This is a genomic window from Streptomyces sp. NPDC026500 (genome assembly GCF_055567635.1).
Map to the genome: position 1 here is coordinate 28,558 of NZ_JBVHQB010000016.1, position 25,166 is coordinate 53,723.

At 70.2% G+C, this 25,166-nt stretch carries 21 protein-coding genes; 6 read left to right on the plus strand and 15 right to left on the minus strand.

The annotated features are described in order from the left end of the window. Nucleotides 1–55: 55 nt before the first annotated feature. Nucleotides 56–1,822, plus strand: coding sequence for a lysine--tRNA ligase (gene lysS / locus ACZ4N5_RS26890; protein WP_467759776.1), 1,767 nt, complete (start codon nucleotides 56–58; stop codon nucleotides 1,820–1,822). A 93-nt stretch (nucleotides 1,823–1,915) separates the two neighbouring features. Here lysS and ACZ4N5_RS26895 read toward each other — a convergent pair whose 3' ends face one another. The 3 genes from ACZ4N5_RS26895 to ACZ4N5_RS26905 form a co-directional block, all read right to left on the minus strand. Next, nucleotides 1,916–3,322 (minus strand): DUF2637 domain-containing protein, encoded by a 1,407-nt coding sequence (locus tag ACZ4N5_RS26895; RefSeq protein WP_467759609.1) that lies wholly within the window; start codon nucleotides 3,320–3,322, stop codon nucleotides 1,916–1,918. Nucleotides 3,323–3,485: 163 nt separating this feature from the next. Beyond that, the gene (locus ACZ4N5_RS26900; RefSeq protein ID WP_467759610.1) at nucleotides 3,486–4,391 is read right to left on the minus strand and encodes a DUF3558 family protein; all 906 of its coding nucleotides are present in this window, start codon (nucleotides 4,389–4,391) and stop codon (nucleotides 3,486–3,488) included. Nucleotides 4,392–4,537: 146 nt separating this feature from the next. Beyond that, nucleotides 4,538–5,398 (minus strand): DUF3558 domain-containing protein, encoded by an 861-nt coding sequence (locus ACZ4N5_RS26905; protein ID WP_467759611.1) that lies wholly within the window; start codon nucleotides 5,396–5,398, stop codon nucleotides 4,538–4,540. A gap of 201 nt (nucleotides 5,399–5,599) precedes the next feature. Here ACZ4N5_RS26905 and ACZ4N5_RS26910 point away from each other — a divergent pair, with 201 nt between their 5' ends. Beyond that, on the plus strand, nucleotides 5,600–6,793 hold the full coding sequence (locus ACZ4N5_RS26910; protein WP_467759612.1) for an RtcB family protein: 1,194 nt from the start codon (nucleotides 5,600–5,602) through the stop codon (nucleotides 6,791–6,793). A 96-nt stretch (nucleotides 6,794–6,889) separates the two neighbouring features. Here ACZ4N5_RS26910 and ACZ4N5_RS26915 read toward each other — a convergent pair whose 3' ends face one another. The 4 genes from ACZ4N5_RS26915 to ACZ4N5_RS26930 form a co-directional block, all read right to left on the minus strand. Next, nucleotides 6,890–8,398: a recombinase family protein gene (locus tag ACZ4N5_RS26915; protein ID WP_467759613.1), complete on the minus strand. Its 1,509-nt coding sequence runs from the start codon at nucleotides 8,396–8,398 to the stop codon at nucleotides 6,890–6,892. Between the two features lie 321 nt (nucleotides 8,399–8,719). After that, nucleotides 8,720–8,890: a hypothetical protein gene (locus tag ACZ4N5_RS26920; protein WP_467759614.1), complete on the minus strand. Its 171-nt coding sequence runs from the start codon at nucleotides 8,888–8,890 to the stop codon at nucleotides 8,720–8,722. Beyond that, nucleotides 8,890–9,657 (minus strand): SDR family NAD(P)-dependent oxidoreductase, encoded by a 768-nt coding sequence (locus tag ACZ4N5_RS26925; protein ID WP_467759615.1) that lies wholly within the window; start codon nucleotides 9,655–9,657, stop codon nucleotides 8,890–8,892. The genes ACZ4N5_RS26920 and ACZ4N5_RS26925 overlap by 1 nt, the downstream gene beginning before the upstream one ends. A gap of 97 nt (nucleotides 9,658–9,754) precedes the next feature. After that, complete coding sequence (locus tag ACZ4N5_RS26930) at nucleotides 9,755–10,093, minus strand: YnfA family protein (RefSeq protein ID WP_467759616.1); 339 nt, start codon at nucleotides 10,091–10,093, stop codon at nucleotides 9,755–9,757. Nucleotides 10,094–10,480: 387 nt separating this feature from the next. Between ACZ4N5_RS26930 and ACZ4N5_RS26935 the strand changes: the two genes are divergently transcribed. Then, the gene (locus ACZ4N5_RS26935) at nucleotides 10,481–10,984 is read left to right on the plus strand and encodes a MarR family winged helix-turn-helix transcriptional regulator (protein WP_467759617.1); all 504 of its coding nucleotides are present in this window, start codon (nucleotides 10,481–10,483) and stop codon (nucleotides 10,982–10,984) included. Here the strand turns inward: ACZ4N5_RS26935 and ACZ4N5_RS26940 are convergent. Continuing rightward, a complete protein-coding gene (locus ACZ4N5_RS26940) occupies nucleotides 10,957–11,370 on the minus strand; it encodes a winged helix-turn-helix transcriptional regulator (RefSeq protein ID WP_467759618.1) in 414 nt (137 codons plus the stop codon). The two genes, ACZ4N5_RS26935 and ACZ4N5_RS26940, sit on opposite strands and share 28 nt — an antisense overlap. A 122-nt stretch (nucleotides 11,371–11,492) precedes the next feature. Here ACZ4N5_RS26940 and ACZ4N5_RS26945 point away from each other — a divergent pair, with 122 nt between their 5' ends. Next, nucleotides 11,493–12,383 carry an NADP-dependent oxidoreductase gene (locus ACZ4N5_RS26945; protein ID WP_467759619.1) on the plus strand — a complete coding sequence of 297 codons (891 nt, stop codon included), beginning with the start codon at nucleotides 11,493–11,495 and terminating at the stop codon, nucleotides 12,381–12,383. A gap of 13 nt (nucleotides 12,384–12,396) precedes the next feature. Here ACZ4N5_RS26945 and ACZ4N5_RS26950 read toward each other — a convergent pair whose 3' ends face one another. Both ACZ4N5_RS26950 and ACZ4N5_RS26955 read right to left on the minus strand, forming a co-directional pair. After that, the gene (locus tag ACZ4N5_RS26950; RefSeq protein WP_467759620.1) at nucleotides 12,397–13,782 is read right to left on the minus strand and encodes an MFS transporter; all 1,386 of its coding nucleotides are present in this window, start codon (nucleotides 13,780–13,782) and stop codon (nucleotides 12,397–12,399) included. Between the two features lie 102 nt (nucleotides 13,783–13,884). Next, the gene (locus ACZ4N5_RS26955; protein ID WP_467759621.1) at nucleotides 13,885–14,700 is read right to left on the minus strand and encodes a DUF6597 domain-containing transcriptional factor; all 816 of its coding nucleotides are present in this window, start codon (nucleotides 14,698–14,700) and stop codon (nucleotides 13,885–13,887) included. Nucleotides 14,701–14,803: 103 nt separating this feature from the next. On the opposite strand from ACZ4N5_RS26955, the gene ACZ4N5_RS26960 reads away from it, so the two are divergent. Then, complete coding sequence (locus tag ACZ4N5_RS26960) at nucleotides 14,804–15,895, plus strand: LLM class flavin-dependent oxidoreductase (RefSeq protein WP_467759622.1); 1,092 nt, start codon at nucleotides 14,804–14,806, stop codon at nucleotides 15,893–15,895. Continuing rightward, entirely contained in the window at nucleotides 15,892–16,638 is a 747-nt protein-coding gene (locus ACZ4N5_RS26965; RefSeq protein WP_467759623.1) for an FMN reductase, read from the plus strand. Before ACZ4N5_RS26960 ends, ACZ4N5_RS26965 begins: the two co-directional genes overlap by 4 nt. Before the next feature lie 161 nt (nucleotides 16,639–16,799). Here ACZ4N5_RS26965 and ACZ4N5_RS26970 read toward each other — a convergent pair whose 3' ends face one another. The 5 genes from ACZ4N5_RS26970 to ACZ4N5_RS26990 all read right to left on the minus strand — a co-directional run bounded on the left by ACZ4N5_RS26970 (nucleotide 16,800) and on the right by ACZ4N5_RS26990 (nucleotide 24,978). After that, nucleotides 16,800–18,260, minus strand: a complete 1,461-nt coding sequence (locus ACZ4N5_RS26970; RefSeq protein ID WP_467759624.1) for a HAMP domain-containing sensor histidine kinase — start codon at nucleotides 18,258–18,260, stop codon at nucleotides 16,800–16,802. Continuing rightward, a complete protein-coding gene (locus tag ACZ4N5_RS26975) occupies nucleotides 18,261–18,983 on the minus strand; it encodes a response regulator transcription factor (RefSeq protein WP_467759625.1) in 723 nt (240 codons plus the stop codon). It abuts the gene before it with no gap. A gap of 120 nt (nucleotides 18,984–19,103) precedes the next feature. Then, on the minus strand, nucleotides 19,104–21,062 hold the full coding sequence (locus ACZ4N5_RS26980) for an APC family permease (protein ID WP_467759626.1): 1,959 nt from the start codon (nucleotides 21,060–21,062) through the stop codon (nucleotides 19,104–19,106). A 184-nt stretch (nucleotides 21,063–21,246) separates the two neighbouring features. Beyond that, entirely contained in the window at nucleotides 21,247–22,806 is a 1,560-nt protein-coding gene (locus ACZ4N5_RS26985; protein WP_467759627.1) for a Na+/H+ antiporter, read from the minus strand. A gap of 195 nt (nucleotides 22,807–23,001) precedes the next feature. Further along, complete coding sequence (locus tag ACZ4N5_RS26990; protein WP_467759777.1) at nucleotides 23,002–24,978, minus strand: APC family permease; 1,977 nt, start codon at nucleotides 24,976–24,978, stop codon at nucleotides 23,002–23,004. Nucleotides 24,979–25,166 lie beyond the last annotated feature (188 nt).

Consider the following 25,166-nt stretch of genomic DNA (forward strand, 5'->3'; position numbering starts at 1 on the left):
GCCCGAGCTGGGAGAATGGTCGCGTCAGCCGTACTCGCGTATGAGAAAGAAGGACGTGCCGATCGTGGCTCAGAGCACCGAGACCACCGACTGGGTCTCCCGTTTCGCGGATGAGGTCATCGAAGAGTCGGAGCGTCGGGCCCCGGGCGCGAAACACTCGGGTGCCGCCGCACCGGTTGTCGTCGTCGCGTCCGGGCTCTCCCCCTCCGGCCCGATCCACCTGGGCAACCTCCGCGAGGTCATGACCCCGCACCTCGTCGCCGACGAGATCCGCCGCCGCGGGTACACCGTGCGCCACCTGATCTCCTGGGACGACTACGACCGCTACCGCAAGGTTCCGCTCGGCATCCCGGGCGTCGACGACTCCTGGGCCGAGCACATCGGCAAGCCGCTGACCTCCGTCCCGGCCCCCGCCGGTTCGGCCTACCCGAACTGGGCCGAGCACTTCAAGGCCGCCATGACGGCGGCGCTGGACGAGCTCGGCGTCGAGTACGACGGGATCAGCCAGACCGAGCAGTACACCGCGGGCACCTACCGCGAGCAGATCCTGTTCGCGATGAAGCACCGCGGTGACATCGACGCGATCCTCGACCAGTACCGGACCAAGAAGGCCCCCGCCAAGAAGCAGCAGGGCCAGAAGCCGGTCGACGAGGCCGAGCTCGAAGCCGCCGAGGGATCCGGCGCCGCCGCCGAGGACGACGGCAGCTCCACCTCCGGGTACTACCCGTACAAGCCCTACTGCGGGCAGTGCGAGAAGGACCTGACCACCGTCACGGCCTACGACGACGCGACGACGGAGCTGTCGTACACCTGCTCCGCCTGCGGCTTCACCGAGACCGTCCTGCTCAGCGAGTTCAACCGCGGCAAGCTGGTCTGGAAGGTCGACTGGCCCATGCGCTGGGCCTACGAAGGCGTCGTCTTCGAGCCGAGCGGCGTCGACCACTCCTCCCCGGGATCGTCCTTCCAGGTCGGCGGGCAGATCGTCGGGATCTTCGGCGGCAAGCAGCCCATCGGACCGATGTACGCCTTCGTCGGCATCTCCGGCATGGCCAAGATGTCCAGCAGCAAGGGCGGGGTCCCCACCCCGGCCGACGCGCTCCAGATCATGGAGCCGCAGCTGCTGCGCTGGCTGTACGCCCGCCGCCGCCCCAACCAGTCCTTCAAGATCGCCTTCGACCAGGAGATCCAGCGGCTCTACGACGAGTGGGACAAGCTCGCCGGCAAGGTCGCCGACGGTTCGGCCCTTCCGGCCGACGCCGCCGCGTACGCCCGCGCCGTCGGCACCGCCGCCGGGGAACTGCCCAGGACCCCCCGCCCGATGGCGTACCGCACCCTCGCCTCCGTCGCCGACATCACCGCCGGCGCCGAGGACCAGACCCTGCGCATCCTGAGCGAGCTCGACCCCGAGAACCCGCTCACGTCTCTGGACGAGGTCCGGCCCCGGCTCGACAAGGCCGAGACCTGGATCAACACCCAGGTACCGGCCGAGGAGCGCACCGTCGTCCGCGACGAGCCCGACGTCGAGCTCCTGAAGTCCCTCGACGACCAGGGCCGCGAGTCGCTGCGCCTGCTCCTCGACGGACTGGAGCGGAACTGGTCCCTGGACGGCCTCACCCACCTCGTCTACGGCGTTCCCAAGGTCCAGGCGGGCTTCCCCGCCGACGCCACCGCCAAGGAACTCCCCGCCGAGATCAAGGTCGCCCAGCGCACCTTCTTCGCCCGGCTCTACCACCTGCTCGTCGGCCGCGACACCGGGCCGCGCCTGCCCACGCTGCTGCTCGCCGTCGGACAGGACCGGGTGCGCAAGCTGCTCAGCGCGTAACCGCACAGCCGTACGGAGTACGAGGAAGGGGCGCCCGGTGACCACCGGGCGCCCCTTCCTCGTACTCGCCGACACGCTCGCGCGCCGACGTGCCTAGGCGATGTGGTCCTCCTGGAGTTCCGCCGTGTGGCGGTTGGTGAAGCGGTGGACCATGCGGTCGGCCTCGCGCTGCGGAAGCGTGATGCGGTACGTCGCCTCCACGTCACCCCTGAACTGGCCCGAGGTCGGGTAGCTGCCGTCTATCGACTTCTTGAAGACCAGGTAGTAGTCCTCCTCGGTCGGCTCCGTGCTGCCGCCCACACCCAGCCCACGGGTACGGCCCGGGCCGGACGGGATCGGGAAGGTACCGGTGTCCTCCGGAGAGGGCTCCGGGGCGGGCTCGGGTGCGGGGGCCGGCGGCTCCTCGTACTGCTGCCCGAACCGCCGCTGCTCCTCGAACCTCTGCTGCTCCTCGAACCGTTGTTCGTCTTGGAACTGCTGCCGGGACGGGAACTGCTGTTGTTCCTGGAACTGTTGCTGTTGCTGTTCCTGAAAAAGCTCGGCCTGCTGCTGCTCCTCGAACCACTGCTGGTACGCCGCGTCCGGGTCGTAGCCGCCCTGGTATGCGATGGACTGGGGGTCCCGCGCCTGGAGCCACGGATTCTGTGGCTCGGCGTAGTCCGGCGACGCGGGGCGTTCGCTGCCCTGGGGAGCGGGGCGCTGCTCGACGGGCTGGAGCTGAGGGGCCGCCGCGGGCTCGGGGATGCGACCGTTCGCGGACCCGTCGGCCGGCGCCAGGGCGGGCGCGGGCGCCGGCGGCAGCAGCGCGGGCTCGATGCCCGCGGCCGCCAGACCCGACGGGGCCGTCTCCGAGAGGGGGACGCCGTAGCGTGCCAGGCGCAGCGGCATCAGCGACTCGACGGGGGCCTTGCGGCGCCAGGCGCGGCCGAAACGGGAGTGCAGGCGGGCCTGGTAGACGAGTCGGTCCTGCTCCAGCTTGATGACCTGTTCGTAGGAGCGCAGCTCCCACAGCTTCATCCGGCGCCACAGCAGGAACGTGGGGAGCGGGGAGAGCAGCCAGCGGGTGAGGCGGACGCCCTCCATGTGCTTGTCGGCGGTGATGTCGGCTATTCGGCCGGTCGCGTGGCGGGCCGCCTCGACCGAGACCACGAACAGGACCGGGATGACGGCGTGCATGCCGACACCCAGCGGGTCCGGCCAGGCCGCCGCGCCGTTGAAGGCGATCGTCGCCACCGTCAGCACCCACGCGGTCTGGCGCAGCAGGGGGAACGGGATGCGGATCCAGGTCAGCAGCAGGTCCAGAGCGAGCAGGACGCAGATACCCGCGTCGATGCCGATCGGGAAGACGTAGGAGAAGTTCCCGAAGCCCTTCTTGATCGCCAGCTCACGGACCGCCGCGTACGAACCGGCGAAGCCGATCCCGGCGATGACGAGCGCACCGGCGACGACCACGCCGATGAGAATTTTGTGCATCCGTGTCAGCTGTATGGGCGCGGCCACCTGTACTCCCCTCCCCTTGCGTGTTGTTGCGCGCAACAGAGTGGCACATGTGTGTGGCGTACGGATGCGCGGTATGGGCGGAGCCCGGTCCCCGAAGGAACCGGGCCCCCTTAACTGTCCTGCCGGAGCCGTGACTTGAGCCCCGGACCCGGTCGAAACCGGGTCAGTTCTTCGTTGCCGCCGACTGCGACGGCGAGGCGCTTTCGGAGGCGGTCTTGGACGAGCTCTTGGCGGCGCTCTTGGACGGCGAGGCCGACGGGGTCTTGGAGGCGGACGGCGCCTTCGACGACGAGGCCGGATCCGGCGAGGCCGTGCTCTTCGCGCCGCCGTCGCCGTTCGCGGCGGACACCGCGGCCACCGCCTCCTTCGTGGCCTTCTCGGCGGCCTTCAGCAGGCCGGCCGCGTCCGGGGTCTTCTCACCCGCGAGACCGGCACCGTTGTAGTCGACCGTGACGACCACGTTCTCCACGCGCGCCACGATCGTCTGCTGCTTGAAGGAGCCTTCCTTCTTCTTCAGGCCGTACCGCACGGCCGTCGCCTCGTCGCCCGTCCCGGCGACCTGCTCCGCCTTGGTGCCCAGCGCGCCCGTCACCGACTGCGCGCCCGCGACCTGCTTCTGGAAGTAATCGTGCGCCTGCTCGTTGCCCGTGCCGCGCGCGTCCGAATCGAAACGCAGCAGCGACACGTTCAGCCAGCGGAACTGAGACCCCTTGACCCCGTTGTTGTCGAGGCTGCTCCAGTTGCAGTTGCCGCGCTGCGCCGGGTCGTCCAACTTGCCGGACTTGCCCGACTTGGAGCCCTTCGGGACCAGTTCGCCCAGTGTCTTCTTCGGCAGCACCGAGCACGGCTTGGGAAGCGTCGCGTACGCGGCGGGCTGGACGGCAGGGGCCGATGAGCTCGCCGGCGCCGTCGCTCCCGGGGCCGCGCTCGCGCTCTTCTGCGCGTCGTCGCCGGAGCCGGAGTCCGAGGAACAGCCCGCGGCGACGAGCATCACCGGGACGGCTGCTGCGCTGACAAGGATGCGGGTGAGTCGCGCTTCTCGGCCTACTCGCTGTACTGGTCGGTGCATGGTTCCTTCACTCGTGGCGCTCGTGGTACGGCCGCACATGGGGCGTGCGACCGGTCGGGTCCGAGGGGCCACGGTACGCGGTGGGGCGCCTGGGCGGTTCCCGTTCGGGGGGTTTGCGCCGGGGTGCCCCAGGTGCCGCGGGGCCGCTAGCCGTTGAGCTTGTCGGCCAGCTTCCCGGCCAGTTTCCGCGCCCTGTCCTGCATTTCCTTGCTGTCCGGGGTGTTCGCGGAAGCCGTCGGCTGCTCGGCGTATTCGATCGTCACGATCACGTTCGACGTGCGGAACACCACAGTCACCGTGCGCTGCTGGGTCGTCGACGAGCCGGTGCTCAGCTTGTCGTCGATGAACGCCTCGTCGCCGAGGTCGTCGAGAACGCGCGGCTGGAGAGCGGCCGGGGTCTCCGAGACGGACGCGGAGGCGGTGGGCGCCGAAGGGGCGCCGGAGGCGTCGCCGTTGTCGCCGCCAGCACCGGTGTTGTCGTCGGCCGGGGTGGTGGCGCTGCCGCTCGGACTCGGACTCGCGTCGCCGGAAGCGGGCGCTGACGCGGACGTGGCCGGCTCCGGAAGGTCGGCCGCCGTCTGCTTGGCCGCGTAGAGCTCCTCGGCCTTGCTGTCGTCGCTCACCGCGTTGTCGTACGAGACCACGCGCTCGAAGTCGACGAAGAGGTGATCGGTGCCGGAGGCGGACTCCACCTTCCAGTTGCAGCCGTCGCGCCGGTCCGTGTCGTACGTGAGCGTGGCGTCGCCCTCGTACTCCTTCTCCTGCTGCGTCTCGTCGGTGATCTGCTGGATGCCGGGCAGCAGCGAGTCGAGCGTGTCGTGATCGGCCGCGCCGCACGCCTCCGGGAGGGTGCGGTACTTGCCCGGCTGGGCGGCCGGGGCCGTGGTGCCGGTGTCGCCGCCCTTGGAGTCCGGAGCCGAACTCCCCACGCCCGAACCGCCCGTGCAGCCCGCCAGCAATGCCGCGAGGAGCACGGCGGCGCCAGATACGTACGCCTTCCGCTGCACGGTCAGGCTCCTCTCGACGGTCCCGACGGCGCTTCGGCCCGGGTGTCCTGTGGTTATTCGGTTGCCGCACGGGGGCGACCCCTGGAGACAATGTGTATCGCACGCACAGCCGTGGACGCCGGTCCGTTGTCCCATACGTCGACCTAGGCGCCGGTTTTGCGATTTAAGACTTCTGTTGTTTTTCTGGGGATAGAGGGCGATATGTCGTACGTAGAGGTGCCGGGGGCGAAGGTTCCCATCCGCATGTGGACCGACCCGGCGTCGGTCGAGGATGTCGCACTCCGCCAGCTCCAGAACGTGGCGACCCTGCCCTGGATCAAGGGGCTCGCCGTCATGCCGGACGTCCATTACGGCAAGGGCGCGACGGTCGGCTCCGTCATCGCGATGCGGGACGCGGTGTGCCCGGCGGCGGTCGGCGTCGACATCGGCTGCGGAATGTCCGCGGTCCGGACCTCGCTGACCGCCAACGACCTGCCGGGCGACCTCTCGCGACTCCGCTCGAAGATCGAGGAGGCGATCCCGGTGGGCCGGGGGATGCACGACTCCCCGGTCACCCCGAACGGCTTCCACGGCCTGGCCACCGCCGGGTGGGACGACTTCTGGGGACGGTTCGACGGGGTCGCTGAAGCGGTCAAGTTCCGTCAGGATCGGGCAGTCAAGCAGATGGGAACGCTCGGCGGGGGGAATCATTTTGTCGAAGTTTGCACGGATACGACCGGTTCCATCTGGCTGATGCTGCACTCCGGGTCGCGGAACATCGGCAAGGAACTGGCCGAGCACCACATCGGTGTCGCCCAGAAGCTCCCGCACAACCAGGGCCTGGTCGACCGTGACCTCGCCGTCTTCATCGCGGACACGCCCCAGATGGCGGCGTACCGCAACGACCTGTTCTGGGCCCAGGAGTACGCGAAGCACAACCGCACGCTCATGATGGCGCTCCTGAAGGACGTGGTCCGCAAGGAGTTCAAGAAGGCGAAGCCGACCTTCGAGCCGGAGGTCAGCTGCCATCACAACTACGTCAACATCGAGCGCTACGACGGCATGGACCTGCTCGTCACGCGCAAGGGGGCCATCAGCGCGCGGGCCGGAGAGTTCGGCATCATTCCGGGCTCGATGGGAACCGGGTCGTACATCGTGAAGGGCCTCGGCAACGAGATGTCCTTCAACTCGGCCTCGCACGGGGCGGGTCGGCGCATGAGCCGCAACGCGGCGAAACGGCGCTTCTCGACGAAGGACCTGGAGGACCAGACGCAGGGCGTGGAGTGCCGCAAGGACTCCGGCGTCGTGGACGAGATCCCGGGTGCCTACAAGCCGATCGAGCAGGTCATCGAGCAGCAGCGCGACCTCGTGGAGGTCGTGGCGAAGCTGAAGCAGGTCGTCTGCGTGAAGGGCTGAAGCGTGGAGTCAGGCGCAAAGGCCCTGCGTCAGCGTTTGGAGAGGGCCCCGAGGCGTAGCGCATCGGGGCCCTCTCTGTTCGCGGTGTCGCTGCTGTCACTTGCCCGGCAACGTCGTCTCGGCTGCTTGCCAGACGGGGACAACCGTGGAGGGGTCGAAGCGATGTGACCCCTTCGTGCCCGGGAGAATGATCACGGACTTGAGCAGGCTGAAGAGGATTCCGCGCTTCTCGTCCGGACTTGCTGCGTCCCAGACGGTTCGTACATCGATGTGTCGCTGTACCTCGGACTGTTGTCTGACGGCCCAGGCTTTCCGGTCGTTGACGAGCTGCTTGAACTCGGCCTCATCCGAGACCAGTTCCGAGAAGTACAGCGAGTCGCTGATCTCCTCTGCATGCCACCGTTCCTGAAGTGACGCCTTTCGCTGCTGAAGGGCCTCCAGCCTCGTTTCGCCTGGCCATGTGTCGGGTTGGAGTGCACGAGGAACGGTCTGTCGGGCCATTGCTTTGAGGACGTACTCAACGATCAGTTCGTCCACTGCGGGCCCCTGTCGGCTCACGCGACCGCAGCCTCCGTCCACTGCGGGGCGGCAGTGATAGACGTAAGACGTGCTGGTGGGATGGCCCTGCATCGGCGTGTCACACCGCAGCCCGCCAGCAAGCAGCCTGCCGCATCGAGCGAGTCCTGTGAGCAGATACCTGCCGGGGCCCTGCGCATGTCCGCCAGTCCTGTTCCATCCGCCGGGGTGACGTTTTCCGTCCAGCAGGTCCGTTACGGCTCGCCACTCGTCCGGATGCACGATGGGATCCCACTGGCCCACTACGGCGCTGCCGTCGGGACCACAGATCAACTCCCCGTGGAGCTTGCGATATCCGCAAATGCGCGGATTGCGGAGAATCTGCTTGACGGTCTGACGCTGCCATGGGTTGCCCAGCGAGCTGGTGTGGCCTGATGCGACGAAATCCTGTGTGACGGCCGTGAGGGTTTTCCCGGCCAGAAGGCTTCGCACCCCATGTCGAACCACTTCTGACTCGCTGGGGTGCAACGTGATTTTGTCGCTGTTCCACCCGAAGGGGCGACGTGATGCGACCGACTCTCCCCGCTCCGCGCGGGCGCGATGGTTCAATTTCGCGCGCTGTTGCTGCTTCTTGCTCTCGGCACACGACGCGGCGGCCCCCAATAGGGCGCGCTGGGTTCCGGCTTCGCCGTAGAAGTCGTACGCGCCGAGCTCGTCGGCATATGTACGGGCGGGGTGGGCGGTGAATGATTTGAGGAAGCGCTCGAAGGTGTGCACATCCCGATAGAGCCGGTCGTCGGAGACGCACACGACCCCATCGACCGGGTATCCCTCGGTCGTTGCTCCGCTCTCCAAGGCGGCGAGCATTGCCTCGAATTCAGGTCGCTGGACACCGATCTTGGAAGCAGTCTTGTCGTTGTCGATGTAGTGATGGACGGCGATCATGTGATGTTGCGCCGCGATGCGTGCGCAGTGCCGTGCTTGGTCCTCGACGCCATGGCCATCTCCTCTGTGCCGGTCGAAGGAGATGCGACAGTAGAAGACAACCGTGCGTCGCCCGGCTTCCCTGAGAGCCAGCACCTCCGGCACCGGCGGGGTGCCTTGAGGAATGCCACGGAGGTTGTTGAGCAGGAGGGCTACATCCGAGGCCGGAGGCCTCGTTCTCGTACGTTGCTTGGTAGGTGTTTTCGAGCGCGCGCTAGTGTCACGGTCAGCCACGGGGAAGGTCCGATCTTCCTGGGTGGTCAGGCCCTCGGCAGGGATGGCAGTCCCGGCCGGGGGCCGTCGTGTTTGATGTTGTGGCGCGAGCCTAGGTCGGGAGTTCGGTGGACGTGCGGGTGATCGAGTTGGTTCACCCTTGTGAGTTATCTGCGGGGCTGCTGGGTGTGGCGTTGCCCTCGACCGGGTGGGTCACTTCGCGTGCAGGACTGCGTAGATCATGACGAAGGCCACGATGTGGATGCCGAAGAGGAAGTACGCGAGGTAGTACCAGACGTAGCGTTCGCGCTTCTTCTCCAGGGCCAGGCGGGCCTGCTCGCCGTCGGGGGGAGTCGGCTGCGTGGGTGACGCCGGATCGGTCATCACAGCTCCCTGTGGACCTTCGTGTTGGACGCCTGGGCGCGGGGGCGGACGACGAGGAGGTCGATGTTCACGTGGCTGGGGCGGGTGACCGCCCACGTGATGGTCTCGGCCACGTCGTCGGCGGTGAGCGGCTGGGCGACGCCCGCGTAGACCTTGGCGGCCTTCTCGGTGTCGCCGCCGAAGCGGGTCAGGGCGAACTCGTCGGTCTTGACCATGCCGGGGGCGATCTCGACGACCCGGACCGGCGTGCCGACGATCTCCAGGCGCAGCGTCTCCGCGAGGACGTGCTCGGCGTGCTTGGCGGCCACGTAGCCACCGCCGCCCTCGTACGTGCTGTGGCCCGCCGTGGAGGAGAGGACGACGACCGTTCCGTCGCCGCTGGCGGTCAGCGCCGGGAGGAGGGCCTGGGTGACGTTCAGGGTGCCGATGACGTTCGTCTCGTACATCTGGCGCCACTGGGCCGGGTCGGCCGTGGCGATCGGGTCGGCGCCGAGCGCGCCGCCCGCGTTGTTGACCAGCACGCCGATCGTCTTGAACGCCGTCGCGAACTCGTCGACCGCGGTGCGGTCCGTGACGTCCAGGGCGTACGCGGTCGCCTGGCCGCCCGCCGCGGTGATCTCCTCCGCCAGCGCCTCGATGCGGTCCTTGCGGCGGGCGGTGAGGACGACGCGGTAGCCCTCGGCGGCGAGCTGCCGGGCCGTCGCGGCGCCGATTCCGCTGCTTGCACCGGTGATGACGGCGATACGGGACGCGGCGGCGGGGGTCATACGGCTGCTCCTTGGCGGTGTCTGGGTGTCTCCGGCCAGGATAGGCGGGGGCCAGGTGGGTGGGACGGCGGGCGGCGGCGGGGTGGCCGGTGGCGGGTCAGCTGCCGCCCCGGGGTGCGTACATGATCACGGCCGCTCCGGCCAGGCAGATCAGGGCGCCGGTGATGTCCCAGCGGTCGGGGCGGTAGCCGTCCGCGACCACGCCCCAGGCGAGGGAGCCGGCCACGAAGACTCCGCCGTACGCGGCGAGGACACGGCCGAACTCGGCGTCCGGCTGCAAGGTGGCCACGAAGCCGTACAGGCCCAGCGTCATCACGCCTGCTCCGATCCAGAGGGCGCCTCGGTGTTCGCGCACGCCTTGCCAGACGAGCCAGGCGCCGCCGATCTCCAGGAGTGCGGCGAGGGCGAAGAGAAGCGCGGAGCGGGCGATCAGCATGCGGTCACTGTGTCAGGACGCGGTTCGGGCCGGTGGGTGGGTCGGGGCCGCGCCGGTACATCCGCCCGCATCCGAACGGATCCCCCCGGCGTTTCGAGGTGCGGGTGGGTGCTGATCCGTCCGGCCCGCGGGCATTTGATGTACCGGCACGTCCCCTCCTGCGCGAGGCCGGGCGCGGGTGCGTCGTGGTGGCCGGTCCCTATTTCAGCCCCGGCCGGGGAAGGTTTCAGCCCCTCCGGCGTTTGCGGAGCGGGGTCCGGGGCGGAGCTCCAGGTACGGGTCGGGCAGGGGCGGTGGGGGCGAAGGACGCTTGTGGGGCGGACGCCGGTTTCCGGGGGTGGGGGCGGTGCGACGTACGATTTGGCTGGGCTGGTGGAAGGGGGCCGTATGGCCACGGCTGGGGAAGCGCGGGAGCGGCTGCTGGCGGAGCTGGCGGTCGTGTCGCGGCGGTACATGGCCTCGTACGCGCTGTTCAACCAGGCCCTCGCCGACCATGTCGGGCTGCATCCGACGGATGTGCAGTGTGTGAATCTGCTCAGCCTGGAGGCGGGGCCGGTGACCACCGGGCGGATCGCCGAGATGACGGGGCTGACGACCGGATCGGCCACGCGGCTGGTGGACCGGCTGGAGAAGGCCGGCTATGTCGTGCGGGAGCGCGATGTGGTCGACCGGCGGCGCGTCCTGGTGGCGACCGTGCCGGAGAAGATCGCCGAGTTCGGGCGGATGTGGGAGCGGCTGGGCGGCGGCTGGTACGCCCTGTTCGACGGGCTCGACGACGCCGAGGTCGCGCTGATCATCGGGCACATGCGGCGCACGGTCGACTTCAGTGCCGAGCAGGTCGCGCGGCTGCGGTCCGGGGAGCTTCAGGAGGCCTCGGGCGAGGCGTCGTAACGCTCGCGGGCTTCGGCGACCTCCTCGATGTGGTGCTCTGCCCAGTCCTTGACGGCGGTGAGCAGGCAGCTCAAGTTCGCGCCCAGCGGCGTGAGTTCGTAGTCGACGCGGACCGGCACGGACGGGGTGACCGTGCGGGAGACGATGCCGTCGCGCTCCAGTGAACGCAGGGTCTGCGTCAGCATCTTGGGGCTGACTCCGGCGATCTTGCGGCCCAGGCCGCTGTACCGCATCGGGCCGCCCGCGTCGGCGAGCGCGCTCACGATCAGGCTGACCCATTTGTCGCTGATGCGGTCCAGGAGCTGGTTGGTGGGGCAGTTCTTGAGGAACGCGTCGTACTCGACGCGGGCCTGCTGGCGCCGCTCGGCCGCCGTCGTGGTCGCCATGACGCACCTCCGGGTGACGTACGCACCTTCAGGTGCCTACTTACCAATGGATAGTAACTCTTCCTAGGGTTGTTGCAGCGGGAAAGAGACCCGTGAACGACCTACTGATGGAGTGAGCTGCTATGCGTGCTGCGGTGGTGACGGAGTTCGGCGGTCCGGAAGCTGTCGAGATCGTCGAGGTCGCCGTGCCGGAGCCGGGGGACCGGCAGGTGCGGATCAAGGTGGCGGCCGCGGGGGTCAATCCCGTGGACGCCGGAGTGCGGGCGGGCGTCTTCGGGGGCGCGGGGCAGCGGCTGGGGCTCGGCTGGGACGTGGCCGGGGTCGTGGACGCGGCGGGGGCCGCCTCGGGGTGGAACGTGGGCGACGAGGTGGTGGCGCTGGCGTACGGGCCGGTCAAGTCTCTCGGTACGCACGCCGACCACGTGGTGGTCGACGCCGAGGCGGTGGCCGCGGCGCCCCGCTCGGTCGACGCGGTGCATGCGGCGAGTCTGCCGCTCAACGCCCTGGCCGCGGACCGCGCACTGGACGGGCTGGCCCTGGAGCCGGGGCAGAGCCTGCTGGTCACCGGGGCCGCGGGGGCGCTCGGCGGGTTCGCCGTGCAGCTCGCCGCCCGGCTCGGCGTGCACGTGACCGCGCTGGCCCGGGAGGGCGACGAGGAGCTCGTACGGTCCCTGGGGGCGGACCGGTTCGTGTCGGACGGAGTGGCTCCGGGAAGCGTGGACGCGGTGCTGGACGCGGCGATCCTGGGCGCGGACGCGCTGGAGTGGGTGCGGGACGGGGGCGCCTTCATGGGGGTCATTCCGGGAGCCCATCCGGCGTCCGTGCGCGGGGTGCGGACCGACGCTGTCGAGGTCGCCGCGGACGGGGCGCGGCTCGCGGAGCTGGTGGCGCTCGTCGACGCGGGGGTGCTGACGACCCGGGTCGCCGAGACGTACGCGCTCGACGAGGCCGTCAAGGCGCACGCGCGGCTTGCGCAGGGCGGGCTGCGGGGCCGGCTGGTCCTCGTTCCCTAGCGGCCCCGCAGTCCTAGTGGTGCTGCTCCGGTGCTTTGAGCGGCAGCAGGCGTACGAGGGGGCAGCACAGGAGGGTGATGGCGGCCACGACGGCGAGGCTCACGGTGGTGGCGTGGGTCTGGCCGCCGCCGGCGCGGAAGTAGACGGTGGTGACGGCGGCGGCTCCGATCGCGTTGGCGAGCTGCTGGACCGCGGCCAGTGAGCCGCCCGCGCTGCCGGCCTCCGCGGGTGCGATGTCGCCGATGGTGACGTCGTAGAGCGAGCCGAAGCAGGCGCCCATGCCGAGGCCGATGACGAGCAGTGGGGGGACCAGGGCCCAGCTTCCGGTGTCCGTGCCGGAGACGGCGACCAGGATCAGGAGATGGGCCGTTCCGGCGAGCGTGACGAGGAAGCCGATGAGGACGAGACGGCGGCCCAGGCGGGCGATCAGGCGGTAGCAGGCGATCGAGGCGATGACGATGCCCGCGGACAGGGGCATCAGGGCGAGCGCGGCGGCCGCGGGGGAGCGGCCGAGGCCCTGCTGGAGGAAGAGGGAGACGACGTAGAGGAGGCCGGCGACCGCGGCGAAGAAGACGATGCCGATCACCAGCCCCGAGGTGAAGCCGCGGTTGTGCAGGAGGGAGGGACGGATCAGGGGGTCGGGCGCGGTGCGCTGGCGGTGGCAGAACGCCGCGAAGAGGGCGAGGCCGGCGAGCAGGAGGAGGACGGGGAGCGCGCTCCAGCCGTGGGCCGAGCCCTCGATGAGGCCGGTGAGGAGCGCGAGCATGGTGGCGCCGAGGAGGGCGGAACCGGGGATGTCCACGGTGGTCGTCCGGTCGCCGGTGTCGCGGGGGAGCAGGCGGGCGGCGGCGAGGAGCGGGGCGCCGCCGAGGGCGATGTTGATGAGGAACATCGGGCGCCAGCCGAGGCCGGCGACGTCGGCGTCGATGAGGAGTCCGGCGAGGATCGGGCCGCCGACGGCGGACAGGCCCATCACCGGTCCGAACAGGCTGTACGCCTTGCCGATCTGGTCCCGGGGCCAGGTCGCGCCGAGGATGCCGAAGCCCTGGGGGATGACGAGCGCGCCGAACGCGCCCTGGGCGAGGCGGGCGGCGACGAGGGTGCCCGGCGTCGGGGCGAGGCCGCAGAGGGCCGAGGCGGCGGTGAAGCCGGCGAGGCCGGTCAGGAAGAGCCTGCGGCGGCCGTATTTGTCGCCGAGCCGTCCGCCGAGGACGAGCAGGACGCCGAGCGCGAGGGCGTAGGACGCGCCGAGCCACTGGATGAGGGCGGTGCCGCCGCCGAGGTCGTGGCTGATGGTCGGGGCGGCGATGTTCGTGATGGTGCCGTCGAGGAGGTCCAGGACGTCGGCGGCGAGGACGACGCCGAGGATCGCCCAGCGGGTGCGGGCGGGAGGGTGCAACGTTTCGTGTGTGTCATGCAGTGTCTGTGTCACGCAGATAAATGTCGGGCATGGAGTGCGGTGCGGTCAAGTGGGATTACCGGGGCAGAGGGGCCGGGGTGATCAGGAGGGCTGGTGGCTGCTCGCGTAGGCCGTGGGCGGGACGCCGACCGTGGCCGTGAAGTCCCGGACCAGATGGGCCTGGTCGGCGTAGCCGAGGTCGGCGGCGAGGGCGGCCCAGTTCACCGGCTCGGAGGTCTCGGCGCGCTCCAGTGCCTCGTGGATGCGGTAGCGCAGGATGATCCACTTCGGCCCGACGCCGACGTACGCGGAGAAGAGTCGTTGCACGGCGCGGACCGTCATGCCGTGCGCCTCGGCGAACTCGCCGACGTGACGGATCGTGCGGTCGGTGCGGATGCGCTCGACCAGGGAGATCGCGAGGGTGGCCTGCGGGTCCGGCCGCGGGTCCAGGTCCAGGAGGAAGGCGTCGAGGGCGGCCACCCGGGCTTGCTCGTCGTCCGGGTCGAGGACGGCCGCGACCGCGCGCCCGGAGCCGGGGAGGACCTCCGGGAGGCGGAGCCGCCGTCCGGTGAGGGTCGACAGGGAGCGGTCCGGCGCGAAGGGGCGGAAGCCGCCGGGGCGGAACTGGATCCCGCAGACCCTGCCCCGGCCCTCCAGTTTCTGGGTGAACAGGTCGAGTCCGATGCCGGCGACCTCGCCGAAGGGGTCCTGTCCCGCGTACCGCTGGAAGACGATGTTGGCCGACGGGTGCGGGACCACGTGCGAGGCGTAGGGCTGGGTGAGGTCCCAGTCGATCAGCCAGTAGTGCTCCAGGTAGGGGCGCAGCGGCTCGGCGGGCTCATGGCGGCGGAAGCGGACGCGCGCGAAGAGCTCCGCGGCGTCGACGATGCCTCGGGTGTCACGGCGTGGGGCGGCCATGAGGGGATCGTAGGACGCGGTACTGACAGTCGCGGAATACCTGGGAAGAGGTGGTGGTTCGGAGGTATAGTTGAATAGTCAACAACATGGAGGATGAGCGACCATGCAGTTCGGGATCTTCAGCGTCGGCGATGTGACTCCGGATCCGACCACGGGCCGGGAGCCGAGCGAGCACGAGCGCATCAAGGCCATGGTCGCCATCGCGCTGAAGGCCGAGGAGGTCGGCCTCGACGTCTTCGCGACCGGCGAGCACCACAACCCGCCGTTCGTGCCGTCGTCCCCGACCACCATGCTCGGCTACATCGCGGCGCGCACCGAGAAGCTCGTCCTGTCCACGTCCACGACCCTGATCACCACCAACGACCCGGTGAAGATCGCCGAGGACTTCGCGATGCTCCAGCATCTCGCGGACGGCCGGGTCGACCTGATGATGGGCCGCGGCAACACCGGGCCCGTCTACCCCTGGTTCGGGCAGGACATCCGGCAGGGCATCAACCTCGCCGTCGAGAACTACGCGCTGCTGCACCGCCTGTGGCGCGAGGACGTGGTGACCTGGGAGGGCAAGTTCCGTACGCCGCTCCAGTCCTTCACGGCGACGCCGCGCCCGCTGGACGGTGTCGCGCCGTTCGTGTGGCACGGCTCCATCCGCTCGCCGGAGATCGCCGAGCAGGCCGCGTACTACGGCGACGGCTTCTTCCACAACAACATCTTCTGGCCCGCCGACCACACCAAGAAGATGGTCGAGCTCTACCGCGAGCGGTACGCGCACTACGGACACGGCACGGCCGAGCAGGCGATCGTCGGCCTCGGCGGCCAGGTCTTCATGCGGCCCAACTCGCAGGACGCCGTACGGGAGTTCCGGCCGTACTTCGACAACGCGCCGGTCTACGGACACGGGCCGTCGCTGGAGGACTTCACCGAGCAGACCCCGCTGACCGTCGGCTCGCCGCAGCAGGTCATCGAGAAGACGCTGGCGTTCCGCGAGTACGCAGGTGACTACCAGCGCCAGCTGTTCCTGATGGACCACGCCGGGCTGCCGCTCAAGACCGTCCTGGAGCAGCTCGACCTGCTCGGCGAACAGGTCGTGCCGGTGCTGCGCGAGGAGTTCGCCAAGGGGCGGCCGGCCGAGGTGCCGGACGCGCCGACCCACGCGGCCAGGGTGGCCGCCGCCAAGGAGGAGGTGACCGTCGCATGAAGCTCGTCGTCGTCTCGGCGGGGCTGAGCGTTCCGTCGTCTACGCGGCTGCTGGCCGACCGGCTGGCGGCGGCGACCGCCGGCCGGGCGTCCGGCGCGGTGGACCTGCGGGTCGTCGAACTGCGCGACCTCGCCGTCGAGATCGCCCACAACTTCACCAACGGCTTCCCCGGGCGGGCGCTGTCCGCCGCGATCGACGATGTGACCTCCGCGGACGGGCTGATCGTCGTGACGCCGGTCTTCTCCGCGTCCTACAGCGGCCTGTTCAAGTCCTTCTTCGACGTGCTCGACAAGGACGCGCTGGCGGGCAAGCCCGTGCTGATCGCGGCGACCGGGGGGACCGGGCGGCACTCGCTCGTCCTCGAACACGCGCTGCGGCCGCTGTTCGCGTATCTGCGGGCGGTGATCGTCCCTACCGGGGTGTACGCGGCTTCGGAGGACTGGGGGGCGGAGGGGCTTGCCGAGCGGATCGAGCGGGCGGCGGGCGAACTGGCGGCCTTGATGACCGCCCTCACCGGACACTCGGCGTCCAGCGCATCGGCCTCGGCTGCGGCTGCGGCCTCGACCTCGACCTCGGTTGAGGTCCCGGCTGCGGCCTCGGCTTCGGCTCAGGCGGAGCCCGGGGCGGCTGTCCCTGCCCAGGGCGTGTCCGAGGCGGCTGTTCCGGTCCGACCTGTGGCCCTGCGTGCGGACGGTTTCCACGTGGTCCCGTTCGAGGAGCAGCTCGCGGCGCTGCGGGTGTAGCGGGTTTTCGCCCCCTCCGCCCCTGCCCTGCCCGTACCTGGGGCTCCGCCCCAGACCCCGCTCCTCAAACGCCGGAGGGGCTGAATTTCGCCCCCGTGGTCGAAGGGTGGGTCGGGCGGGCTGGAGCTCGCGATCGCGGGCATCTCATTCGCAGAGCGGGCCTAGCTCTCCACGGTGAAGCCGATCACCGTGCCGCCGCCCTTCCTCGGGTAGGCGAACGGGGTGCCTCCGTGGGCTGTGGAGACCTCGCGGACGATCGACAGGCCGAGGCCCGAGCCGGGGAGGCTGCGGGCGTCGGCGGCGCGGTAGAAGCGGTCGAAGACGCGTACGAGGTCGTCGTCGTCGATGCCGGGGCCTCGGTCGAGCACCTCGACGCGGACCGGCCCGCGGTGGCCCCCCGAGCTCGCGCCGACGCCGGAGTCACCGGAGTGCCCGCCGCCGGACTGCGGGGCGGGGCCCGTCACGACGACCTCGATCGGCGCCGTTCCGCCCCGGTCGAACTTGGTGGCGTTCTCCACGAGGTTGGAGACCGCGCGCTGGAGGGCGCTCGGGCGGCCGTCGACCGAGGTGTCGCCGGTGGCCCGGACGGTGATGTCCCGGCCGGTGCGGCGGCGCGCGACGATCGCGACGTCCTCGGCGAGTTCGGCGAAGTCGAGTGGCCGTACGGGCTCGGTGTCCGACTGGCCGGCCGCGAGGGCGACCAGTTCGTTGACCAGGTCGGTCAGTTCCCGGGACTCCAGGGCCAGGTCGGCGACGAGTTCCTCACGGGCGTCGGGCGGCAGTTCGTCGATCCGGCGGAGCATGGAGATGTTCGTACGCAGCGAGGTCAGCGGCGTACGGAGCTCGTGTCCCGCGTCCTGGACCAGGCGGCGCTGGTCCTCCTCGGACTGGGCGAGGCGGCCGAGCATCCGGTCGAAGGACCGGCCGAGCCGGGCCACTTCGTCGTACCCGGTGACCGGCACCTGGATGCCGAGGCGACCGGTGCGCGCCACGTCCTCGGCGGCCCCGGCGAGCCGCACCAGGCGTCGGGTGATGCGCCGGGCCAGCCACCAGCCGAAGAGCCCGGCGGCGATCACGACGGCCCCGACGAGCAGGACGGTCCGCTGCTGGAGCTCCCGGAGCAGATCCTCCGTGTCGCTGAACTGCTGGGCGACCTGCACCGCGCCCCGTCCGCTGCCGAGCGCGACGGTCGCCAGCCGGTAGCGGTCGCCGGCCACGTTGACGTCCTTGTGCTGCTCCAGCCTGCCCGCCGTGCCGTCGTCGGCGATCGCCCGGTCGTGGCTGTCCACGGGCAGGGGAGGAACGCCGTGGTCGACGACCACGCCCTTGGGCCCGAGCACCTGAACGTCGGTGCGGCTGGGCCGGATGATGTCGTCGAGGGGTCCGTCGTGGTCGGGGTCGGAGGAGGCGAAGTCGTTCGTGTGCAGCGCGTGCTCGCGCACCTGGTCGCGCAGGTCCTGCACCACTTCTGCGAAGACCGTCTGCTGGTCGACCCGCACCAGCCGGGCGGCGGCGTCGTAGCTCAGGAACCCGACCAGGACCGTGACGGCGGCGGCGACGGCCGCGAAGGACACGGTGAAGGTGGCCCGCAGGGAGGACACCTGCCGCAGCCGTCGTTGCACTCAGTCCTCCCTCAGGACGTACCCCACGCCTCGCACGGTGTGGATCAGCGCCGGTCCGCCCGGCTCGTCGAGCTTGCGCCGCAGATAGCCCACGTACACGGCGAGGTTCTTGGAGCCGGGGCCGAAGTCGTAGCCCCAGATCCGGTCGTAGATGGTGGAGTGGTCGAGGACGATGCCGGCGTTGCGGACGAGCAGTTCGAGGAGCTCGAACTCGGTCCGGGTCAGTTCGAGTTCGCGCTGCCCGCGCCAGGCCCGGCGCGCCTGGATGTCCATGCGCAGCCCGGCCGCGGAGATCTGCGCGCTGGACGTCTGGGGTTCCCGGGGCGCGGTCGCCGGTACGTCGTCGAAGGCGCCGTTCCCGGTGCGGCGCAGCAGGGCGCGCAGCCGGGCGAAGACCTCCTCGACGTCGAACGGCTTGACCACGTAGTCGTCGGCGCCCGCGTCGAGGCCGGCGATGCGGTCGGCGGTCTCGACGAGCGCGGTGAGCATCAGGATCGGGGTGCGGTCGCCCTCGGCGCGCAGCACGCGGCACACCTGGAGGCCGTCGATGCCGGGCATCATGACGTCGAGGACGAGGACGTCCGGTGGGGTGCGGTGGGCCTGGGCCAGCGCTTCCACCCCGTCGGCCACGGCCGTCACCTCGTAGCCCTCCAGTGTCAGTGCCCTTTCCAGGGCATGGCGGATGGCGCGGTCGTCCTCGGCGAGCAGTACATTCTGGGGCACCCGACCAGTCTGCCAAGCCGTAGGTGGCATGCGACCTGGTGAACGGGTCCGCGACCGGCCTTCTTACCGGCCTCTCACCCCTTTCCGGTGTGTCGGACGTGCCCGGAAAGGTCCCGGGTCTCAGCCGACGTGCACCCTCGGCCGTCGTGCGCGGTCGGGCTCGGCCTCGCGCAGGACTTCCCGGGTGACCGGGGCGACCTCGCCCTGGCCGAAGAGGAAGAAGCGCAGGAAGTTGGTGAAGGGGTTGCCCTCGGTCCACTCGAAGTAGATGTGCGGGATGCGGCCCGTGGTGTCGCGGACGTACAGCAGCAGGGCGGCGAGGGCGTTGGGGATGGAGGCGGACTCCAGCGTGAGGACGCGGTAGCGGCCGTGCAGCACTTCGCCGCGTACGTTCATGACCGACTCGAACTCCGAGGGGTCGCCCACGGTGACCTCCAGGAAGACGAAGTCCTCCTGGGGCGGGAGGTCGTGGTCGGCGCGGATCTGCTCGATCTTCTCGCGGTACTCGGTGACGTCGCGCTTGTCGGGTTCGTTGGCGACGAACCGGATCCGCCGGCTCGCGATGTCGCGTACGAACCGTTCGGACATGTCGTCCATGCTCATACCGGTCACCCGCAGTTCGAAGGCGCGGGCGAGCCGGGAGAGCAGGGAGACGAGGATGATGCCGGCGATGAAGCAGGCGCCGATCTTCACACCGTCGGGGCGTTCGATGACGTTGACGACGGTCGTGTAGAGGAAGACGGCCGAGATGACGGCGAAGCCGACGGTCCAGTGCTTCTGGCCGGCCTTGTGGGCGGCGATGGTGACGGCGATGGCGGCGGAGCTGATCAGGACGAGGACACCGGTCGCGTACGCGCCGCCCTGTGCGTCGACGTCGGCGTCGAAGATCCAGGTGACCAGGAACGCGATCAGAGTGAAGACGATCACCATGGGGCGGACGGCGCGGGCCCAGTGCGGGGCCATGCCGTAGCGCGGGAGATAGCGTGGCATGAGGTTGAGCAGCCCGGCCATGGCGGAGGCGCCGGCGAACCACAGGATGCAGATCGTGGAGACGTCGTAGACCGTGCCGAAGGCGTTGCCGAGGTACTCGTGGGCCAGATAGGCGAGGGCGCGGCCGTTGGCCTGGCCGCCCGGCTGGAACTCCTTCGGCGGGATCAGCACGGTGGTGATGAAGCTGGTGACGATCAGGAAGATGCTCATGATCACGGCGGCGGTGGTCAGCAGTTTCTTCGCGCCGCGGATCCGCCCGGTCGGCTTCTGCTCGGTGTCGCTGGCCTCGCCCTCCACGTGCGGCATGACCGCGACTCCGGTCTCGAAGCCGGACAGGCCGAGCGCGAGTTTCGGGAAGACCAGCAGGGACACCCCGATCATGGCCAGGACGTTCCCGTGTTCGGCGGTCAGCGCGGTGGTCCAGTCCGTGACGAGGTGCTCGTGGGTGATCACCTCCCAGAGTCCCGAGACGGCGACCACGACGTTGAGCGCGAGGTAGATGCCCACCAGCACCACCGCGACGCCGATCGCCTCCAGGAAGCCCTTGAGGAAGACCGCGCCCAGCAGGGCCACCAGGAACAGGGTGATCACCATCTGCTTGTCGTGCAGCGCGTCGTTCAGATGGGGGTTCTCCACCAGGTGGGTGGAGGCGTCGGCCGCCGAGAGGGTGATGGTGATCAGGAAGTCGGTGGCGGCGAAGCCCAGCAGGGTGAGGACGAACAGCTTGCCCTTCCAGAAGGAGAGCAGGCGTTCCAGCATCGCGATGGAGCCCTCACCGTGCGGGCTCTCCTCGGCGACGCGGCGGTAGACGGGCAGTGCGCCCGCCAGGGTGACGATGACGAGCACGACGGTCGCCACGGGGGACAGCAGTCCGGCCGCGAGGGCGGCGATGCCGGGCTGGTAGCCGAGGGTGGAGAAGTAGTCGACGCCGGTCAGGCACATGACGCGCCACCAGCGCTGCCCCTTGTGCACGGGCGCGGGCTCGGCCGGGCGCGGCAGTTGGCGGCCCTTGGTCTTGCCCATGTCGGACAGGCCTTCCAGCATCCACGCCCGCAAGCGGCTCGGCGGGGCGGGCTCGGTGCTGGCCATCGGTGACTCTCCTGACGTACGGCTCTTCGAACGGTTCCGGCCATCGAGGAGACGGCGCCCATCAGCGTATGCAGAGAGTGATCCCTGGGCCCACGCGTCCTGGGGCTCCAGGCGTCAAGCTTGCGTTAAGACCGGCTGGTCGCGCATCACGGGGGCGCCAAGAGGTGGAGTCTTGAATTCCGGATCAGGCGTCGGTCAGCCTGGCCTCCTCCAGGTCCAGGGACCGCCGCAACCGCCTGCGGGTGGTGTCGCTGATGCTGTGTTCGTCGTACAGGGTCTGGAGTTCGGCGCCCTCGACGGCGATCAGGTCGCGGCGCAACTGCCGGTAGACGACGTCGGCGGACTCGGTGCCGGTGGCGGTGCCCTCGTCGGGTTCGGCGAGGCGGTCGCGGGCATCGTCGAGACGGGCCGTCAGGCCGCGGCGCAGCCGGTCGAGGACGACGTCGGGGACGGCCTCCAGTTCCGACAGTTCGTCCAGTCGGTCCAGTCCGGCGTTGGCCAGCCGGCAGCGCGCCGAGGCTTCCTCGCGTTCCGTGTGGGCGGGTTCCAGGGCGATGCCCGAGCGCCGGACGACGGAGGCGAGGCTGAAGCCCTGGACGACGAGCGTGACGACCACGACCGAGGTGGTCAGCACCAGGATCAGAGGACGTCCGGCGAGCGACTCCGGTACCGACAGGGCCGCCGCCAGCGGGACCACACCCCGGGTGCCCGCCCAGGTGAGCACCAAGGGGACCCGCCAGTTCATGCGGCTGATGCCGCCCTCGCGCTGCACCACCGCCGACAGCGGCACCAGCCACAGCAGCCGTACGGCGACGAGCGTGCCCGCCACCGCGAGCGCGTACAGCGGCCAGGCCCGGTCGGTGTCGGACAGCGCCCGTACCTGCGCCGGCAGGGCGAGCCCGATGAGACTGAAGACGACGCTCTCCAGGAGGAAGACGACGGTGCCGTAGACGGCGTGCAGCTGGAGGCGGATGCGCGCGTTGGTGAGGCGGTCGCCCCGTCCGCCGAGGACGACTCCGGCGACCACGACCGAGGTGACGCCCGAGGTGTGCGCGCCCTCGGCCAGGACGTACGCCGCGTACGGGGTGACCAGGGCGATCACCGTCTCCAGGACGGGGTCCTCGGTACGCCGCCGGATCAGCGCGACGACGCCGGCGACGGCCGCGCCGATGACCGTGCCACCGCCCGCGAGCAGCAGGAACTCCCCGCCCGCGGTGCCCCAGCCCACGGCGGCGGTCGCCACCGCGATGCTCACCGCCACCCGGAAGAGCACCAGCGACGTGGCGTCGTTGAAGAGGCTCTCCGCCTGGACGAGGACCTGCACCTTGGGCGGCAGCGCGAGCCGTCTGCCGAGGGCGGTGACCGCCACCGGGTCGGTGCTGGCGAGGACCGCGCCCAGCACGAAGGCCGTCGGCCACGGCAGCGGTGTGACGAGCGAGGCCACCCAGGCCACCGCGGCCGCCGAGGCCAGTACCAGCCCCGTGGACAGGACTCCGACCGGCTTCCACACGGCGCGCAGTTCGCGCCAGGAGAGTTCCTCGGCGCTCGCGTAGAGCAGCGGCGGCAGGACGACGAGCCCGATGATCCCGGGATTGATCTCGATCTGCGGGGTGCCGGGCAGCAGGGCGACGGCGAGGCCCGCGACGACGAGCAGGGAGGGGGCGGGGATGCGCCACCGGCGGGCGAACGTCGCCACCAGGGTGGCGAGTACGACCAGAGCCAGGACTGTTCCTACGCTGCGCATGCCGTCCCCCTGGTCACTCGGGGAACCCCGGGGGGATTCCCGTGGGAGCCCGTGTGACTCCCCGCCGACCAGACTTCCCGGCACACCTCTTTCACCCTATCGGCCCGGAGCCCGTCAAGGCAGTGTCAATGTCCTGGTGGTGTCGCGGGTGCCGGCCGGGGCGATGGACGCCTTCGCCCTCGACCGGGCCCGCGCCTACCTGCTCCGTGGCCGCGGCGCCACCGGCGGCTCCCCCCGGCGGACGGACCCCGCCGCCCGGGCCGCCGGCCGGTCGGCGTGGGCCGAGGAGCTGAGCTGCCAGGGCACGCTCGTCACCATCACGCCCGGGGTGAAGAGCAGACGGCTCTTGAGCCACAGGGCGGACTGGTTGTGGAGCAGGTTCTCCCACCAGTGGCCGACGACGTACTCGGGGACGAAGACGGCGACGATGTCGCGCGGGCTTTCGCGGCGCACCGCGCGGACGTACCCGACGACCGGCTTGGTGATCTCGCGGTAGGGGGAGTCGACGATCTTCAGCGGTACGTCGATGCCGTACTCCTCCCAGCGCCTGCGCAAATCGGTCGTCTCGTCCGGGTCGACGGAGACCGTCAGTGCCTCCAACCGGTCGGGGCGGGTGGCGTGCGCGTAGGCGAGGGCCCGCAGCGTCGGCTTGTGCAGTGTGGACACGAGCACGATCGCGAACACCCGGCTGGGCGGTACGAGTTCGCCGTGGGGGTCGGTCACCGCCAGCTCCGCCGCCGTCGTGTCGTAGTGGCGCCTGATCGCGCGCATGGTCACCCACAGCACGGCCGCCGCGAGGACGGCCAGCCACGCGCCCTGGGTGAACTTGGTGGTCAGGACGATGAGGAGGACGAGTCCGGTGACGACCGCGCCCACCGCGTTGATCACGCGCGCCGTGTGGTGGCGCCGGCGCGTGGCCACGTCGGGCTCGCCGCGCAGTTCGCGGTTCCAGTGCCGCACCATGCCGAGCTGGGAGAGCGTGAAAGCGGTGAACACGCCGAGGATGTAGAGGTGGATGAGGCTGGTGACGTTGGCCTTGTAGCCCCACAGCAGCAGGCCCGCGACGATCGCGAGGGCCAGGATGCCGTTGGAGAAGGCCAGTCGGTCGCCCCGGTTGTGCAACTGGCGTGGCAGATAACGGTGTTGGGCGAGGATCGAGGACAGTGAAGGAAAGCCGTTGAAGGCCGTGTTCGCGGCCAGGACCAGAACGAGAGCCGTCGCCGCCTGGATGAAGTAGAAGCCGAAGCTGTGCTCCCCGCCGAACACGGCCGCCGCGACCTGTGCGATGACCGTGCGCTGGGTGTAGGAGGCGCAGTCGCCGCTCAGCCCGGTGAGCCGGCACGCGTCGTCGGTGATGTGCACTTTCGAGATCAGCGCCAGCGCGGTGACGCCGACGAACATGACGATCGCGAGGCTGCCCATCGCCGCCAGCGTGGTGGCCGCGTTGGTTGCCTTGGGCTTGCGGAACGCCGGGACGCCGTTGGAGATCGCCTCCACGCCGGTCAGCGCCGTGCAGCCGGAGGAGAACGCGCGCAGCACCAGCATCACCAGGGCCAGGCCCGTCAGGTGCGCGTCGGCGGGGTCCGGGGTGACACCGTAGGCGGCGCTCTCGGCGACCGGCGCGTCCCCGAGGGCGTACCGGATCAGGCCGGTGACCACCATGACCAGCACACCGCCGATGAACAGGTACGTCGGCGCGGCGAAGGCCCGCCCCGACTCGCGCACCCCCCGCAGGTTGACGGCCGCGAGGAGGGCCACGAAGACGAGCGCCATCGGGACGCGTTCGTGGGCGAGCCCGGGGATCGCCGAGATGATGTTGTCGACGCCTGAGGCGACCGAGACGGCGACCGTCATGACGTAGTCGACCAGGAGCGAGGCGGCGACGACGAGACCGGTCGAGGGGCCCAGGTTCGTCGACGCGACCTCGAAGGAGCCGCCGCCGCTCGGATAGGCGTGCACCACCTGCCGGTACGACAGCACCACGATGGCCATCAGTGCCACCACCGCGCCCGCGATCCATGGCGTGAAGTGCAGATACGCCAGTCCGCCGAGGGTGAGGACGAGCAGGATCTCCTGCGTCGCGTACGCCACGGACGACAGCGGGTCGGAGGCGAAGATCGGCAGCGCCAGCCGTTTGGGCAGCAGTGTCTCGTGCAGTTCCTCGCTGCGCATCGCGCGGCCGATCACCAGGCGCTTGAGGATCTCCGTCACGTTGAGCACGGGCGGAGGCTATGCCCGGGAAGGGGGGTGCGGACAGCCCCGACACTCAGTCCAGTCCCGACACCTTGAACACCGTCCGCGCCGTCTCACGGTCGATCCGCTCCGAGACGCGGCGCAGCGCCGTCTCCCCGCAGGCGAGG

Bases quoted from the DNA above. Each gene is read 5' to 3' on its own strand.
- ACZ4N5_RS26955 (WP_467759621.1), bottom strand. From the start codon at position 14,700: ATGGCCGCCCCACGCCGTGACACCCGAGGCATCGTCGACGCCGCGGAG.
- ACZ4N5_RS26900 (WP_467759610.1), bottom strand. From the start codon at position 4,391: ATGCACCGACCAGTACAGCGAGTAGGCCGAGAAGCGCGACTCACCCGC.
- ACZ4N5_RS26960 (WP_467759622.1), top strand. From the start codon at position 14,804: ATGCAGTTCGGGATCTTCAGCGTCGGCGATGTGACTCCGGATCCGACC.
- ACZ4N5_RS26910 (WP_467759612.1), top strand. From the start codon at position 5,600: ATGTCGTACGTAGAGGTGCCGGGGGCGAAGGTTCCCATCCGCATGTGG.
- ACZ4N5_RS26920 (WP_467759614.1), bottom strand. From the start codon at position 8,890: ATGACCGATCCGGCGTCACCCACGCAGCCGACTCCCCCCGACGGCGAG.
- ACZ4N5_RS26980 (WP_467759626.1), bottom strand. From the start codon at position 21,062: ATGGCCAGCACCGAGCCCGCCCCGCCGAGCCGCTTGCGGGCGTGGATG.
- ACZ4N5_RS26990 (WP_467759777.1), bottom strand. From the start codon at position 24,978: ATGCGCAGCGAGGAACTGCACGAGACACTGCTGCCCAAACGGCTGGCG.
- ACZ4N5_RS26940 (WP_467759618.1), bottom strand. From the start codon at position 11,370: ATGGCGACCACGACGGCGGCCGAGCGGCGCCAGCAGGCCCGCGTCGAG.
- ACZ4N5_RS26930 (WP_467759616.1), bottom strand. From the start codon at position 10,093: ATGCTGATCGCCCGCTCCGCGCTTCTCTTCGCCCTCGCCGCACTCCTG.
- ACZ4N5_RS26985 (WP_467759627.1), bottom strand. From the start codon at position 22,806: ATGCGCAGCGTAGGAACAGTCCTGGCTCTGGTCGTACTCGCCACCCTG.
- ACZ4N5_RS26925 (WP_467759615.1), bottom strand. From the start codon at position 9,657: ATGACCCCCGCCGCCGCGTCCCGTATCGCCGTCATCACCGGTGCAAGC.
- ACZ4N5_RS26935 (WP_467759617.1), top strand. From the start codon at position 10,481: ATGGCCACGGCTGGGGAAGCGCGGGAGCGGCTGCTGGCGGAGCTGGCG.
- ACZ4N5_RS26945 (WP_467759619.1), top strand. From the start codon at position 11,493: ATGCGTGCTGCGGTGGTGACGGAGTTCGGCGGTCCGGAAGCTGTCGAG.
- ACZ4N5_RS26965 (WP_467759623.1), top strand. From the start codon at position 15,892: ATGAAGCTCGTCGTCGTCTCGGCGGGGCTGAGCGTTCCGTCGTCTACG.